15 protein-coding genes are annotated in these 14,893 nt (G+C 64.7%); 10 read left to right on the top strand and 5 right to left on the bottom strand.

The window, feature by feature from the left end:
• Window positions 1–10: 10 nt before the first annotated feature.
• The gene (locus IAU68_RS06180; protein WP_171194017.1) at window positions 11–925 is read left to right on the top strand and encodes a heme o synthase; all 915 of its coding nucleotides are present in this window, start codon (window positions 11–13) and stop codon (window positions 923–925) included.
• Here IAU68_RS06180 and IAU68_RS06175 read toward each other — a convergent pair.
• Genes IAU68_RS06175 through mptB form a run of 5 tightly spaced genes read right to left on the bottom strand, consistent with a single transcriptional unit; the run spans window position 922 to window position 6,253 of the window.
• Window positions 922–1,881 carry a quinone oxidoreductase family protein gene (locus IAU68_RS06175; protein WP_171194016.1) on the bottom strand — a complete coding sequence of 320 codons (960 nt, stop codon included), beginning with the start codon at window positions 1,879–1,881 and terminating at the stop codon, window positions 922–924. The two genes, IAU68_RS06180 and IAU68_RS06175, sit on opposite strands and share 4 nt — an antisense overlap.
• 1 nt (window position 1,882) lies before the next feature.
• Window positions 1,883–2,836, bottom strand: coding sequence for a COX15/CtaA family protein (locus tag IAU68_RS06170; RefSeq protein WP_231698979.1), 954 nt, complete (start codon window positions 2,834–2,836; stop codon window positions 1,883–1,885).
• A gap of 45 nt (window positions 2,837–2,881) precedes the next feature.
• Window positions 2,882–3,649 (bottom strand): ABC-2 transporter permease, encoded by a 768-nt coding sequence (locus IAU68_RS06165; protein WP_171194015.1) that lies wholly within the window; start codon window positions 3,647–3,649, stop codon window positions 2,882–2,884.
• Window positions 3,650–3,652: 3 nt separating this feature from the next.
• Entirely contained in the window at window positions 3,653–4,579 is a 927-nt protein-coding gene (locus tag IAU68_RS06160; RefSeq protein ID WP_171194014.1) for an ABC transporter ATP-binding protein, read from the bottom strand.
• Between the two features lie 6 nt (window positions 4,580–4,585).
• Window positions 4,586–6,253 carry a polyprenol phosphomannose-dependent alpha 1,6 mannosyltransferase MptB gene (gene mptB / locus IAU68_RS06155; RefSeq protein WP_407928702.1) on the bottom strand — a complete coding sequence of 556 codons (1,668 nt, stop codon included), beginning with the start codon at window positions 6,251–6,253 and terminating at the stop codon, window positions 4,586–4,588.
• 105 nt (window positions 6,254–6,358) lie between these two features.
• Between mptB and IAU68_RS06150 the strand changes: the two genes are divergently transcribed.
• From IAU68_RS06150 to IAU68_RS06110, 9 genes are all read left to right on the top strand, one after another.
• Window positions 6,359–7,051, top strand: coding sequence for a helix-turn-helix transcriptional regulator (locus IAU68_RS06150; protein WP_231698978.1), 693 nt, complete (start codon window positions 6,359–6,361; stop codon window positions 7,049–7,051).
• Window positions 7,044–8,489, top strand: coding sequence for a Fe-S cluster assembly protein SufB (sufB, locus tag IAU68_RS06145; protein WP_171194013.1), 1,446 nt, complete (start codon window positions 7,044–7,046; stop codon window positions 8,487–8,489). Before IAU68_RS06150 ends, sufB begins: the two co-directional genes overlap by 8 nt.
• A complete protein-coding gene (gene sufD, locus IAU68_RS06140; protein ID WP_171194012.1) occupies window positions 8,490–9,653 on the top strand; it encodes a Fe-S cluster assembly protein SufD in 1,164 nt (387 codons plus the stop codon).
• A 12-nt stretch (window positions 9,654–9,665) separates the two neighbouring features.
• A complete protein-coding gene (gene sufC / locus IAU68_RS06135; protein WP_171194011.1) occupies window positions 9,666–10,421 on the top strand; it encodes a Fe-S cluster assembly ATPase SufC in 756 nt (251 codons plus the stop codon).
• On the top strand, window positions 10,421–11,653 hold the full coding sequence (locus tag IAU68_RS06130; protein WP_171194010.1) for a cysteine desulfurase: 1,233 nt from the start codon (window positions 10,421–10,423) through the stop codon (window positions 11,651–11,653). Before sufC ends, IAU68_RS06130 begins: the two co-directional genes overlap by 1 nt.
• Window positions 11,650–12,099: a Fe-S cluster assembly sulfur transfer protein SufU gene (sufU, locus tag IAU68_RS06125; protein WP_171194009.1), complete on the top strand. Its 450-nt coding sequence runs from the start codon at window positions 11,650–11,652 to the stop codon at window positions 12,097–12,099. The genes IAU68_RS06130 and sufU overlap by 4 nt, the downstream gene beginning before the upstream one ends.
• 2 nt (window positions 12,100–12,101) lie before the next feature.
• The gene (locus tag IAU68_RS06120; RefSeq protein ID WP_171194008.1) at window positions 12,102–12,476 is read left to right on the top strand and encodes a metal-sulfur cluster assembly factor; all 375 of its coding nucleotides are present in this window, start codon (window positions 12,102–12,104) and stop codon (window positions 12,474–12,476) included.
• A 212-nt stretch (window positions 12,477–12,688) separates the two neighbouring features.
• Entirely contained in the window at window positions 12,689–14,317 is a 1,629-nt protein-coding gene (locus tag IAU68_RS06115; protein WP_171194007.1) for an ABC-F family ATP-binding cassette domain-containing protein, read from the top strand.
• 25 nt (window positions 14,318–14,342) lie between these two features.
• On the top strand, window positions 14,343–14,861 hold the full coding sequence (locus IAU68_RS06110) for a DUF421 domain-containing protein (protein ID WP_171194006.1): 519 nt from the start codon (window positions 14,343–14,345) through the stop codon (window positions 14,859–14,861).
• The last annotated feature ends 32 nt before the right edge of the window (window positions 14,862–14,893 follow it).

Below are 14,893 nucleotides of genomic sequence, written 5' to 3'. Positions count from 1 at the left end.
GAGAGAGTTGTTGGAGACCATTAAGGCATATTTCGCGTTGACGAAGCCGCGGGTCATTGAACTTCTCCTCGTCGCCGCGATCCCGGCGATGCTCCAGGCGGACCGCGGGGAGGTGCACATCTGGCTCGTGCTGGCCACGCTGCTCGGCGGCTGGATGGGCGCCGGCGCCGCCAACACCTTCAACATGGTCGCGGACTACGACATCGACCAGAAGATGGGGCGCACGCGCGCCCGCCCGTTGGTGCGCCACAAGATCACCAAGCAGAAGGCTGCGGTGTTCGCCTGGTCGCTGCTGGTCATCAGCGTGCTCTGGCTCGGCTTCCTGTGCAACTCCTGGCTGGCCGCGTTGTTCATCATCCTGACCAACGCGTTCTACATCTTCGTCTACACCAAGTGGCTCAAGCGCCGCACCTGGCAAAACGTCATCTGGGGCGGCGCGGCCGGCTGCATGCCGGTGCTCGTCGGCTGGGCTGTCATCCGCGACAACGTCAACGACGGCTCCGCCGACAACTGGTGGCAGGCCGTGGTGATGTTTCTCATCATCTTCTTCTGGACCCCGCCGCACACCTGGGCGCTGGCCATGAAGTACAAGGACGACTACGCCCGCGCCAACGTGCCGATGCTGCCCGTGGTGGCCTCCCCGCAGGAAACGAGCCGACAGATCGTGCTGTACTCCTGGCTCACCGTGGTTGTCTCCCTCGGTCTCGTGCCGGCGGCCTCGTGGATCTACCTCGTGGTGGCGATCGTCTCCGGCGTCGCCTTCCTCGTGGTGGCGACGAAGCTGCACAGCGGCATCATGCGCGGCGAGGACGTCAAGCCGCTGAAGCTGTTCATCCTGTCGAACAACTACCTCGCGGCCTTGTTCCTCGGCCTGTCCTTCGACGCCGTGATCGGATGGCAGACGATCGGGGAGCTGCTCTTCTAGACCTTCAAAACCACCGATCCGGTTGTTTTGCGCGCCTGCAGGTCCTCATGGGCCTGGCGGGCGTTTTCCAGCTTGTAGGGCGGGTGGATGCGCATTTTCACGGTGCCGTCGTCCACCGCACGCGCAACAGCCTGCGCGCGCATGAGGAACTCGTCGTTGTCTGCCACGTAGTGCGTCAGCGACGGTCGGGTGAGAAACAGCGAGCCGTGCTTGTTCAGCTCCTGGATCTTGAAAGGCTCGACGTCGCCGGAAGCGGAGCCGAACGAGCAGACCAGGCCACGGGGCCGGGTGACGTTCAAGGCGAAGTCGAAGGTGTCGTTGCCCACGCCGTCGTAGATCACGTCGACACCCGCGCCGCCGTTTTCGGCAATGATGTCGTCGGCAAGCGAATCGCCGTAGCGGAACACCTTGGTCGCGCCGGCTTCGTAGGCCAGGTGCTCTTTCTCGTCGGAAGAAACGACGGAGTAGACGGTGGCTTCGAGCGCGGCGGCCATCTGCGTGAGGATGAGCCCGACGCCGCCAGCGCCGGCGGTGACGGCCATGGTGTCGCCCGCCGTGGTCTCACGCACTCCGTGAAGTAGGTAATGCGCCGTCATGCCTTGCAACAGCATCGACGCGGCGATCTCGGGTTCGACCCCCTCCGGCACTGCGACGAGACGGTTACGGTCGACGACGACTTTCTCCGCGTACGAGCCGGGAGCGTCGTGCCATGCGACGAGTGTGCCCGGAGCAATCTCACCGCGCGGGTCGTCGACGACACGGCCGCAGCCCTCCGTGCCCGGGATGTAGGGCGGTTCGGAGGGGTAGGTCCCGGAACGGAAGTAGGTGTCGATGTAGTTCACGCCGACGCAGTCGACGTCGACAAGCAATTGCCCTTCGGCAGGGACGGGATCGGCGACCTCGGTGTACTCGAGTACGTCGGGGCCGCCGTGTTTCGTAACAAGAATTGCCTTCATGTCACACGAGCGTAGGCAACCTGCGCTTTCCATGTGCGAAAAGGAAGGCGCTAAATGCGACCACGGTCGACGACATGCCGATATGCACCGGGATTGTCCAGCGCGGAACCCCCATGCGGAACTGGATGACACCAATCGCCCACTGGACGACGATGAGGGCGATAAGCACCCAGGCGGTGCGCTTCGCATCCTCCGGGGCACCGTTGCGGTGCAGCAGCACAGTGACGATGAGCGTGCTGATGAGGTAGAGGTACATACAGATCGCGTGCACGTACGCGAGCACCCTGGTGTCCAGCTGCAGGCGACCTTCCATGCCGATGCCGGAATCGCCGGAGTGAGGGCCGGAGCCGGTCACCATCGTGCCGGTGACGAGCACGAAGCACAGCGCGACGGCGGCGATGACAGTCCACGTCTGCGCGCGTGCCGGGTAGCGGCGCGTCGGTAACTCGTCGTCGCTTTCAGCGATGCGCATGTAGAGGATGGCGGCGACCCACACCAGGATCATCGACGGCAGGAAGTGCACGGCGACGGACCACCAGCGCAGGTCCAGCCGCACCGAGATACCGCCGATGACGGCCTGCACGACGACGCCGATCAGGGAGATCCAGGCCAGCGTCTTGATGTCCTTGCGGCGCCCGGCGCGGATCACGGCGAAGAGCGCGAGCGCGGCGGCCGCGGCGACCACGAAGGCGAGCAGACGGTTGCCGAACTCAATGGCTTGATGGATCCACGGAGCGGCGCCCGCGACCGGTACGAGCGAGCCCTCGTGGCACAGCGGCCACGTGTCGCAGCCCAGGCCCGAGCCGGTGACGCGGACCAGGGAACCGGTGACGGTGATGCCGCCCTGGCAGATGAGCAGCACCATCGCGAGCATGCGCTGAAGACGCAGCGACGGGTCGCGCCACGCCTCCTTGAAACGGCTCTCGGTCGACGGATGTTCGGTCGTGGTGGTCACAGCATCTCCAACTTTCGGATGAATATCGGACTGAGTGTATCGCGCTTAGTCGTCAAAGCGGAATAGCCGCACCGCGCCAACGACAGCCACCGCGGCCCACACCGCGAGGCTGATCCACGCGAGCGCGTTGAACCGCAGCTCCACGGCCTCCGCTAGAGCTCCGGCCAGCGCAACGGTGGGCACGAGGTTCCACCATCCGGCGTTTGCGAGCTCCCCGGAGTAGACCACCCAGCCGACAATGCCCATGAATGCGATCCAGATCAGGTTCGCCAGTGCGAGCACCAGCTCGGAGCTCAAAGTCCCTCCCATGAGCAGCCCCATGGCGGTAAACGTGGCAACGCCGAACAGTAGAGCCACCAGACCGAACACGGCGCCCGCGACCGAGACGCGCCAGCCGAGGACAAGTGCCAAGGCGCCGAGGACGACGATCTGCACCGCGACGGTGGCGAGCACCCCCATGATCTTGCCGACGATGATCGTCCACGGCGGCACCCCGGAGGCGCCGGTGCGCTTCAAGGCACCGTAGCGCCGGTCGAACGCGAGCGCGATGGCTTGTCCGGTAAACCCGGCCGATGTCGCCGCGACTGCGAACACCATCGGCACAAGAGTGTTGAAATCGGTCGAGTCGCCGAAGATCGGCACAAACGCGGCGGCGACCAGCACCGCCGCCGGGATGAGCAGGTTCACCAGCAGCTGCTCGCCGTGGCGCAGCATCAGCTTCGCTTCCACGCGCCCCTGAGCGAGCGCCATCGCACCGAACGACGCCCGCCGCGGTGCCGGTGCGAACGTCCCAGGTGACAATCGGGTATCCATCCGTTAACTCCTCAACTCTCGGCCGGTGATGTCCAAAAACACGTCCTCCAAGTCGCGGTGCGCTACTGACAACTCGCGGATCAGGACGTTTTGCCGTGCAGCCTCGTGCGCTAGCGTCTCAACGACCGCGGGCGAGCCCGTGCCACGAATCCGGTAGCGGTGCGGGTTGACCGCCTCCGCGTTGAGGCCGAGGTGCGCTAGCTCGTCGTTGAGCGGGCGCACGTCGAGCGCACGGTCGGTGTGCACGGAGATAACTGGGAACTCATCGTGGCTGGTCAGCTCAGCCGGGCTGCCTTGGGTGACGACTTTGCCGTGGTCGATGATCACGACGTCGTCGGCAAGCGTTTCGGCCTCGTCCATGAGGTGGGTTGTCAGCAGCACGGTGGTGCCGTCGCGCTTCATCGCCTGGATGATTTCCCAGACAGCGAGGCGCGATTGAGCGTCCATGCCTGCGGTCGGCTCGTCGAGGAAGATGAGCTCGGGGCGTCCAATGATGGCGAGAGCGAGCGACAACCGCTGTTTTTGGCCGCCGGACAAGCGGCGGTACGTGGTTTTGCGCACGCCCTCGAGACCGAGCAACTGGATAAGCCACTCTGGGTCGTGGGGATTGGTGTTGTAGCTCGCGGCCAGGCGCAGCATCTCGGTGACGGACAGCGACGCGTACGAGCCGCCTCCTTGCAACATGATGCCGATGCGGTCGCGAACCCGCTGCGGGTGGGTAACTGGATCGATGCCGAGCACCCTGATGGTTCCGGAGGTGGGGGTGGTGAAACCCTCGCACATCTCGATGGTGGTGGTTTTGCCCGCGCCGTTCGGGCCAAGCAGTGCAAGTAGCTCCCCGCGCCGCGCGCTAAACGTCAGGCCGTCGACTGCCGTGTTGTCGCCGAATTGCTTCACCACGTTGTCGACTTTAAGCGCTAGCTCACTCATGGCCGATCAGTGTAGTACCCGGCCGCGACGCTGCCTGTACACCAGCCAAGCGGCGACGATCAGCACCGCGAAGGTAAGCGCGGCGGAGAGATAGATCGTGGCCACGGCGCCCGGCTGCAGCGCAAGCCCGCGGGGCAGCACGAGGAAACTGAATACCGCGCTGTAGGCGGCGACGCCTACCCGGAAAAACACGCGGTTCGCCCAGGCCGCCAGCGGCAGGATCGCCCAAAGCGGATACCAGGGGTGCACCACAGGAAACAGCACAACGAGCACGAGTGTGGCCACGCCAAGCCCGCCGACGGGGTGGATGGTGCCCTTAAACGTCGCCCACAGCATGCGCACCCCGAATGCGGCGGCGACCGCAAGTCCAGCCGTCCGTGTGACTACGAGCATCGCCTCGGTGTGGTCGCCGAGCCCGAGCAGCATGGCGATGAATCCGCCGATGACCCCGATATCGGTAGTCAGCGAGAGCCACGAGCGTATCGACGCCGCCCCGCCTTGGCCTGTCACCCAACCGAGTCCGATCCCGGCGCTGAGCGAGACGACCGCCGTGGTGGCGACAAGCAGCACGCTTTGCACGAGGACCGCTTGGGTGATCGCGCGCACGGTCGGGCGGCCTGCCGCGTGGAGCGCGCGTGCGAGCGCCATCCCGGTGAAGCCGAGCGCGAAAAAACCGGTGACTTTCACCAGCCCCGCGCACGTGATCAGTGCGCCGGAGGCGGCGATGAGGGCCCAGGCGCTTTTGTTTGGCAAGACGTCGACGCCCCGCAACCCCACCTCGAGGCCCGCGAGGATGAACCCCAACATTATGGCCTCGTTGTGGATGCCGCCGACCAAGTGCAGGATGGTCAGCGGATTTAACAACCCGAGCCACATCGCCGCGGCGCTGTTGACTCCGCAGCGGTGCGCCAGCGAGCGCAGCCCCCACGACGCGGCGAGCAGTCCGGCGAGTGACACCAGCCTGTGGGCGATCACGCCCCAGAAAATGGTGTCGCTGGTCAGCCATGAAATCACAGCAGCGATACCGAGGGCGACCGGCCCGTACGGACTGGGGGAGTGCGCCCATATAAACGGTACTGAGCGGGCGAGCGGGTGGTCGACACCCAGAATCTCCACCGGCCCCGCCGCGTAGGGGTCCAGGCCCATCCGCACAATCGCGCCGTTGGCCAAATACGAATAGATGTCCTGGGTAAACAGCGGTGCGGTGAACATCAGGGGTACAACCCAGGCGGTCAAGGTGCGCTGCACCGCGGGGGTGGCAACGCGCGGCCCGTTGCCGGACGCCCCCACAAACGGCGCCATAAGCAGCCAGGCGCACACCAGCATGCCGACGCCGATAAGCACGACGGCGTTGGAGGCAAGCATCATCCGGCCCATCGCCGAGCCGAGTCCGAAGGAGAACCAGGGGTTGTCCACCACCGGCAGAGCACCGCCGCCGAATCCGCCCAGCGCGATGAGCAGCGTGCCGACGGCACCGAGCCAGCGCAGCAGGAAAAACCGGTTCTGTTCGTGATACGACGCGCCGTCGCCCGCCCCCGCTTGACTGTTGGCAGGCTCGTGGAGTTCGGCGGACCGGGAGCCGGGGCGGCCGATGCGGGGGAATTCGTCGACAAGCGCGCGTCCGCGACGCCGAAGCCGCGGCGGCCGGGACGGGCGGAGGGGACGAGCGTTCACGGCGCAACAGTTTACTGTGTCGCACGGCCCCGCTGACGCAGAAATAATTTCGACACACTAGTGTTGTGTAAAGGCGAGCAGAGAGCCAAGGAAAGGGGTTGCACGGTGGCAGAGCACGACACTGCAGACCGCGCGAACGGGTCGACCCGTTCGCAGGTGATGTCGACCCTGCTCAAGCAGGGTCCCGTCGCCGCGGCCGAGATCGGCACCGAGCTTGGACTTTCGCCCGCCGGCGTACGTCGCCACCTGGACAAACTCGTGGAGGACGGACTGGCTGAAACCTGCGCGCCGCGGACGGTGGCAGGAGACCAGGCCTCCCGCGGGCGCCCAGCGAAGCACTTCCAGCTCACCGACGAAGGCCGGGAGCATTTCGGCACCAGCTACGACACGCTGGCACTCGAAGCCGTGGACGTCATCGCGTCCATCGGGGGAGAGGAAGCGGTGCGCGAGTTCGCGCGCCGGCGTGTGGAGCACATGTTCGCCGGAATTGATCCGGATTCGGAGGACGCGGAAGACGCGGTGCGCTCCGTCGCCGACGCGCTTGAGGCGCACGGTTACGAGCCCAGCATTCGGCGTACGCCAGTAGGTATCCAGCTGTGCCAACACCACTGTCCGGTGTCCGCGGTGGCGGCTGCTCACCCCGAACTTTGCGAGGCTGAGCACGAGGCGATTGCACGCATCGTCGATACGCACGTGCAACCGCTCGCCCTCATCGCGGACGGCCACGGCATCTGCACGACTAACATCCCTGTCGCACAAACGGGAACAGAAACGAAAGGAGCGGCTGACAATGACTGAAGCGAAGCCAAAGCCAGGTCTTGAAAAGCCGATGAACGACGACGAAATTATCGAGTCCATCGGTGCCTACAACTACGGCTGGCACGACTCCGACGTCGCCGGCGCCTCCGCGCGCCGCGGCCTGAACGAGGAGGTGGTGCGCGACATCTCGGGCATCAAGAACGAGCCCGAGTGGATGCTCAACCAGCGCACGAAGGCGCTCGAGATCTTCGAGAAGAAGCCGATGCCGACGTGGGGCGCCGACTTGTCCGACATCGACTTCGACAACATCAAGTATTACGTCCGCTCCACCGAGGAGCAGGCCGCGTCTTGGGACGACCTGCCGGAGGACATCAAGAGCACCTACGACAAGCTGGGCATCCCGGAGGCGGAGAAGCAGCGCCTCGTCGCAGGTGTCGCAGCGCAGTACGAGTCTGAGGTGGTCTACCACCAGATCCGCGAGGACCTGGAGGAAAAGGGCGTCATTTTCGTCGACACCGATACTGCCCTGCGTGAGCACGAGGACCTGTTCAAGGAGTACTTCGGCTCGGTCATTCCGGCCGGCGACAACAAGTTCTCGGCGCTGAACACCGCGGTGTGGTCCGGTGGCTCCTTCATCTACGTCCCGCCGGGGGTCCACGTGGACATCCCGCTGCAGGCCTACTTCCGCATCAACACGGAGAACATGGGTCAGTTCGAGCGCACGCTCATCATCGTCGACGAGGACGCGTACGTGCACTACGTCGAGGGCTGCACCGCCCCGATTTACAAGTCGGACTCGCTGCACTCTGCCGTGGTGGAGATCATCGTGAAGAAGGGCGGCCGCTGCCGCTACACCACGATCCAGAATTGGTCGAACAACGTCTACAACCTGGTGACCAAGCGCGCGAAGGCTGAAGAGGGCGCGACCATGGAGTGGGTCGACGGCAATATCGGCTCCAAGGTGACCATGAAGTACCCGGCCGTGTGGATGACCGGCGAACACGCGCGCGGCGAGGTGCTCTCCGTCGCCTTCGCCGGCGAGGGCCAGTTCCAGGACACCGGCGCGAAGATGACGCACATGGCGCCGCACACTTCTTCGTCGATCGTGTCCAAGTCCGTGGCTCGCGGTGGCGGTCGTGCGGCGTACCGCGGTCTGGTGCATGTCAACGCCAACGCGCACAACTCCGTGTCCAACGTGGAGTGCGACGCGTTGCTGGTGGACAACATCTCCCGTTCGGACACCTACCCGTACAACGACATCCGCAACGACCGCGTCACCCTCGGCCACGAGGCGAAGGTGTCCAAGGTCTCCGAGGACCAGCTGTTCTACCTGATGTCGCGAGGCATCCCGGAGGAGGAGGCGATGGCGATGATCGTGCGCGGCTTCGTCGAGCCGATCGCCAAGGAGCTGCCCATGGAGTACGCCCTGGAGCTCAACCGCCTCATCGAGCTGCAAATGGAAGGATCGGTCGGCTAAATGGTCGAGACTGTTAAAAACGCAACGACCCACAACAACAAGGGCGACCTGTTCTCCTCGTTCAACGTCGAGGACTTCGAGGTCCCCGGCGGCCGTGACGAGGTGTGGCGCTTCGTATCCCTGCGCCGCCTGCGCGGCCTGCACAACGGAAAGTTCGCTCCGCAGGCCCCGGCGCAGATCGCGGTCGATGGCCCGTCCGAGGTGACCGTGGAGCAGGTTTCGCTTGACGACGAGCGCGTGCGCGCCGCCGGCGCCCCCGTCGACCGCATCGCGGCTCAGGCGTGGACGTCGTCGGAAAACGCCACCCTGGTGTCTGTTCCGGCCGACGCGGAGTTAGCAGAGCCGATCACCATTACCGTGACCGGCGCAGGTGCGGATGTGACCACCTTCGGCACCATCGTGGTGGAAACCGGCACCCACTCGTCGGCGACAGTACTGGTGAAGTACGAGGGCTCCGGCACCCACGCGGACAACGTCAACTGGGTTGTGGGCGAGGGGTCCCGCCTGAACGCCGTTGTCGACGCTGATTGGGAGCTCGACGCTGTGCATGTGGGGCAGCAGTCGGTCGTCGTCAAGCGCGATGCGAGCCTGCGCCACCACGTGGCAACCTTCGGCGGCGAAGTTGTGCGCATCACCCCGCGTGTCGTATTTGAAGCACCGGGCGGCGACGCCGAACTGACCGGCGTGTACTTCGCGGATGACGGCCAGTACATCGAGAACCGCCTGCTCGTCGACCACGCGGTGCCGAACTGCCGCTCCAACGTGCTGTACAAGGGCGCGCTGCAGGGCGACAAGTCCTCCGACCTGCCGGAGGCGCGCACCTGCTGGGTGGGCGACGTGCTCATCCGCGCCGAGGCTGAGGGCACCGACACCTACGAGACGAACCGCAACCTCGTGCTCACCGACGGTGCGCGTGCCGACGCCATCCCGAACCTGGAGATCGAAACCGGCGAGATCGCCGGTGCCGGCCACGCCGCAACGGTCGGCCGCTTTGATGACGACCAGCTGTTCTACCTGCGCTCCCGCGGCATCCGCGAGGAGGACGCCACCCGTCTGATCATCCGTGGCTTCTTCAACGAGGTCCTCAACCAGATCCCCGTCGAGTCGGTCCGCGACGAGCTCATCGCCCGTGTCGCAGGCGAGCTCGAGCGCAACGCAAACTAAAAGGAGCAATGTATGTCCACCCTCGAAATTAAGAACCTGCACGCCAACGTCCTTCCGTCCGAGGAGGGCCAGGAGGCGAAGCCCATCCTGAAGGGCGTCAACCTCACCATTAACGGCGGCGAGACGCACGCCATCATGGGCCCGAACGGCTCCGGTAAGTCCACCCTCGCGTACACCCTCGCGGGTCACCCGAGGTACGAGGTGACCGACGGCGAGGTGCTGCTCGACGGCGAGAACGTCCTCGAGATGGATATCGACGAGCGCGCCCGCGCAGGCCTCTTCCTGGCCATGCAGTACCCGGTCGAGGTCCCGGGTGTGTCGTCGTCTAACTTCATGCGCTCCGCTATCACCGCCGTGCGTGGCGAGGCGCCGAAGCTGCGCGAGTGGGTCGGCGAGCTCAACGCCGCCCGTGAGGCGCTGCAGATGGACGAGTCCTTCTCGGAGCGCTCCGTCAACGAGGGCTTCTCCGGTGGCGAGAAGAAGCGCCACGAAGTGATGCAGCTCGCGCTGATGAAGCCGAAATTCGCCGTGATGGACGAGACCGACTCAGGCCTCGACGTTGACGCGCTGCGCATCGTCTCCGAGGGCATCAACCGCTACCAGGAGGAGACCGGCGGCGGCGTGCTCATGATTACGCACTACAAGCGCATTTTGAACTACGTCAAGCCCGACTTCATTCACGTCTTTGCCGACGGCAAGATCGTGCAGACCGGCGACGCCTCGCTCGCCGACCAGCTCGAGGCCGAGGGCTACGAGAAGTTCATCTAATGGCGCTCGACGTACAAGCCATTCGCAAGGAATTCCCGATCCTGTCGCGCACCGTGCGGGACAACAAACCGCTGGTGTACCTGGATTCGGGGGCGACATCGCAGCGCCCACAGCGCGTGTGGGACGCCGAGCGCGACTTCGTGCTCGGCTGCAACGCGCCCGTGCACCGCGGCTCTTACCAGCTGGCCGAGGAGGCCACCGACGCCTACGAGTCCGCGCGCGAGGCCATCGCCGCGTTCGTGGGCGCGCGTGACCACGAGATCGCGTTCACCAAAAACGCCACCGAAGCCCTGAACCTGGTTGCGTACGTCCTTGGTGACTCGCGCGCTGGTTCGTTCGCGGTCGGGGAGGGCGACACGATCGTCATCACCGAGCTCGAGCACCACGCCAACCTCGTGCCCTGGCAGGAGCTTGCGCGCCGCACCGGTGCGACGCTGAAGTGGTACAAGATGACCCCGGACGGGCGCATCGACCTCGACTCGCTCGAGCTCGATGACACCGTCAAAGTGGTGGCCTTCACCCACCAGTCGAACGTGACCGGCGCGCACGCCGACGTCGCCGAGATGGTGCGCCGCGCCAAGGCCGTCGGAGCGCTCACGGTGCTCGACGCCTGCCAGTCGGTGCCGCACATGCCGGTGGACTTCCACGCACTCGACGTCGACTTCGCCGCGTTCTCCGGCCACAAGATGTGTGGTCCCAACGGCGTCGGCGCGGTGTATTCGAAGCACCTGGGCGAGCTGCCGCCGTTCCTCACCGGCGGCTCCATGATCGAGGTTGTGCGCATGGAGGAGGCCACCTTCGCTGCGGCGCCGCAGCGGTTCGAGGCCGGCACCCAGATGACCTCTCAGGTCGTCGGACTCGGCGAGGCGGTGCGCTTCCTCACCGAGGTCGGGATGGAAGACATCCAGGCTCATGAGCACAAACTCACCGAGTATGCGCTGGAGCAGATGCAGGCCATCGACGGGCTGCGTATCGCTGGCCCGCTCACCGCGGATAACCGCGGCGGGGCAATCGCGTTCACGGTGGAGGGCGTGCACCCGCACGACCTGGGCCAGGTGCTCGACTCCGAGGGTGTAGCCATCCGCACCGGCCACCACTGCGCGTGGCCGCTGCACCGGGGGCTGGATATGCAGTCCACGTCCCGGGCGAGCTTCTACCTGTACAACACGCTGGATGAGGTTGATACCTTGGTGTCGTCGATTAGCAAAGCGAAGGAGTTTTTCGTGCGATGAACCTCGAATCCATGTACCAGGAAGTGATCCTGGACCACTACAAGAACCCGCAGCATGCCGGGCTGCGCGAGCCGTTCGAGGCGGAGGTGCACCACGTCAACCCGTCGTGCGGCGACGAGCTGACCTTGCGCGTGCACCTGTCAGACGACGGCTCCACGGTCGAGGACGTCTCCTACGACGCTGAGGGCTGCTCGATCTCGCAGGCCTCCACCTCGGTGATGGCCGAGGAGATCATCGGGCTGCCGGTGGCTGAAGCGATGGAGAAGCTCGGCGCGTTCGAGGAGATGGTCACCTCCCGTGGCACGGTTGAGGGAGATGCATCGAAGATTGGCGACGGCGTGGCGTTCGCCGGTGTGGCGAAGTTCCCGGCGCGCGTGAAGTGCGCGCTGATGGGTTGGAAGGCGTTCCAGGCGGCGACGTCGGACGCCCTGGGAGACAAGGAGTAGCAATGACTGAGGCAGAGAAGCAGGCCGAGCGCCCCCAGCAGACGGAGGAGCAGCTCAAGCTGGTCGGCGAGGTGGAGGAGTTCCTCCACGATGTGATTGACCCAGAGCTGGGCATCAACGTGGTTGACCTCGGCCTGGTCTACGACACCTGGATCGAGGAGCGCGACGGCAAGACGGTCGCGGTGATCAACATGACGCTGACCTCGCCGGCCTGCCCGCTCACCGACGTGATCGAGGACCAGGCGACCCAGGCCGTCGTGGCGAATACCGCGGTTGACGAGCTCGATTTGAACTGGGTCTGGATGCCGCCGTGGGGCCCGCAGTTCATCACCGAAGAGGGCCGCGAGCAGCTCCGCGCCCTCGGGTTCGCGGTCTAAAACACCTCTTGACATCCCCCCAGGTTGTTAACCTGTGGGGGATTTCCGCGTTGTGAGGGAGGATTGTTGTGAACATTGGGTTTGTTGAAATTCTGGTCATGCTCGGTACTGCCAGCCTGTTTGGGCTGATCGTCGCGCTGATCATTTGGATCGTGCGTTCAGTGTCGAAGAAGTAGATCTCGATTTGGGGGTGGTTGCTACAGTGTTCCCCCGTGATTGTCACCAATGATCTCGAGGTCCGCGTCGGCGCGCGCACGCTTCTCGACGCCCCCGGTCAGCACCTGCGCGTCCAACCCGGCGACCGCATCGGCCTGGTGGGCCGAAACGGCGCCGGCAAGACGACAACGATGCGCATCCTGGCGGGGGAGACCGAGCCCTACGGCGGCTCGGTGACCCGTTCCGGTGAGATCGGTTACCTCCCGCAGGACTCCAAGGAGGGCGACATCGAGCAGACCGCCCGCGATCGCGTCCTGTCTGCCCGCGGGCTGGATCAGATCCAGCGCTCAATGGCCAAGCAGCAGAAGCTGATGGAGGAAACGGACGGGGAGAAGCGCGACAAGGCGATCGCAAAATTTTCCCGGCTAGAGGAGCGTTACCAGGCGCTCGGCGGCTACGAGGCCAACTCGGAGGCGGCCCAGATCTGCGACAACTTGGGGCTGCCCGAACGAGTGTTGGACCAGCAGCTAAAGACCCTCTCGGGTGGCCAGCGTCGCCGCGTCGAATTGGCGCAGATTTTGTTCGCCTCGCGTCAGGGCTCGGGCAAGTCGCAGACCACTCTGCTTCTCGACGAGCCCACCAACCACCTCGACGCCGACTCCATCAACTGGCTGCGCGGTTTCTTGTCCAAGCACGAGGGCGGGCTGATCATGATCTCGCACGACGTCGAGCTTCTCGACGACGTTTGCAACAAAGTCTGGTTCCTCGACGCTGTTCGCGCCGAGGCGGACGTGTACAACATGGGCTTTTCCAAGTACAAGGACGCTCGCGCCCTCGACGAGGCTCGCCGGCGCCGCGAGCGCGCGAACGCCGAGAAGAAAGCCTCCGCGCTGCAGAAGCAGGCCGCGAAGCTTGGTGCGAAGGCGACTAAGGCAGCGGCGGCGAAGCAGATGCTGGCGCGTGCGGAGCGCATGATGGGCGAGCTCGACGACGTCCGCGTCGCCGACAAGGTTGCCTCGATTTCTTTTCCGGAGCCGGCGCCGTGCGGCAAAACCCCGCTGTTCGGCAAGGGGCTGACCAAGATGTACGGCTCGCTCGAGGTGTTCGCGGGCGTTGACCTCGCGGTGGACAAGGGTTCCCGCGTCGTCGTCTTGGGCACCAACGGCGCTGGCAAGACGACGCTGCTGAAGCTGCTTGCAGGTGTGGAGCGCACCGACGGCGAGGGCGGCGTGGTCTCGGGTCACGGCCTGAAGATCGGGTACTTCGCCCAGGAGCACGACACGATCGACGGTTCGAAGACGGTGTGGGAGAACACCATCGAGGCCTGCCCGGATGCCGGCCAGCAGGACCTGCGCGGCCTGCTCGGCGCCTTCATGTTTTCGGGCGAAAAGTTGGAGCAGCCCGCCGGCACCCTCTCGGGCGGCGAGAAGACCCGGCTTGCGCTTGCCACCCTGGTGTCGTCGCGCGCGAACGTGTTGCTTCTCGATGAGCCCACCAACAACCTCGACCCCCAGTCCCGCGAACAGGTTCTCGACGCGTTGAAGACCTACACGGGCGCTGTCGTGCTTGTGACTCACGACCCGGGCGCGGTGCGCGCGCTCGAACCGGAGCGGGTCATCATCATGCCCGAAGGTGACGAGGACATGTGGAGCGACGAATACATGGAGATTGTCGAGCTGGCATAGCAGCAGCGTCCGTAGACTTGGCACAATGCGCGACATTTTCTACAACGACTGGACCACCGTTCTTAGTACAGCCGGAAAAGGGCTTCTCATCTACGTGGCGCTCATCGTGATGCTGCAGATCTCCGGTAAGCGTTCGTTGTCCAAATTCAACATCTTCGACTTCGTCATTACCGTGGCCCTCGGGTCCGTCTTCGCCTCCACACTGACCAGCAAAGACGTCAAACTCGCCCAGTCAGTGACGGCTATTATCATTTTGCTCGGTGGGCAGTACATCATTTCCAAGCTTGCGTTCAAATCTGATCGGTTCGAACGTTTAATTAAATCGGAGCCGGCGCTGTTGTACTCCGGGGGCGCCTTTAACCGGAAGACTATGGCGAGCGAGCGCGTGACTGAGCGTGAGGTGTTACAAGCGGTGCGCAAGAGCGGTTCCGCCGGGTTGGACGCTGTCGAGGCTGTGATCCTCGAAACTGATGGAACAATGTCGGTGATCGGCGCATCCGACGCTCGCTCGCATCTTATTTACGATCCTGTTGAGCGGGCATAGCGCTTGTCGATGACGCCTTACAGCCCGCTAAG

This window comes from Corynebacterium lujinxingii, from assembly GCF_014490555.1.
GTDB lineage: Bacteria > Actinomycetota > Actinomycetes > Mycobacteriales > Mycobacteriaceae > Corynebacterium > Corynebacterium lujinxingii.
The sequence above is the reverse complement of the archived record's forward strand: the minus strand, read 5'-3'. Positions and strand labels throughout refer to the sequence as shown.

Coding starts and splice junctions, on each gene's coding strand:
- IAU68_RS06175 (WP_171194016.1), bottom strand. CDS start 1,881: ATGAAGGCAATTCTTGTTACGAAACACGGCGGCCCCGACGTACTCGAG.
- IAU68_RS06165 (WP_171194015.1), bottom strand. CDS start 3,649: ATGGATACCCGATTGTCACCTGGGACGTTCGCACCGGCACCGCGGCGG.
- IAU68_RS06160 (WP_171194014.1), bottom strand. CDS start 4,579: ATGAGTGAGCTAGCGCTTAAAGTCGACAACGTGGTGAAGCAATTCGGC.
- sufB (WP_171194013.1), top strand. CDS start 7,044: ATGACTGAAGCGAAGCCAAAGCCAGGTCTTGAAAAGCCGATGAACGAC.
- sufD (WP_171194012.1), top strand. CDS start 8,490: ATGGTCGAGACTGTTAAAAACGCAACGACCCACAACAACAAGGGCGAC.
- sufC (WP_171194011.1), top strand. CDS start 9,666: ATGTCCACCCTCGAAATTAAGAACCTGCACGCCAACGTCCTTCCGTCC.
- IAU68_RS06130 (WP_171194010.1), top strand. CDS start 10,421: ATGGCGCTCGACGTACAAGCCATTCGCAAGGAATTCCCGATCCTGTCG.
- sufU (WP_171194009.1), top strand. CDS start 11,650: ATGAACCTCGAATCCATGTACCAGGAAGTGATCCTGGACCACTACAAG.
- IAU68_RS06120 (WP_171194008.1), top strand. CDS start 12,102: ATGACTGAGGCAGAGAAGCAGGCCGAGCGCCCCCAGCAGACGGAGGAG.
- IAU68_RS06110 (WP_171194006.1), top strand. CDS start 14,343: ATGCGCGACATTTTCTACAACGACTGGACCACCGTTCTTAGTACAGCC.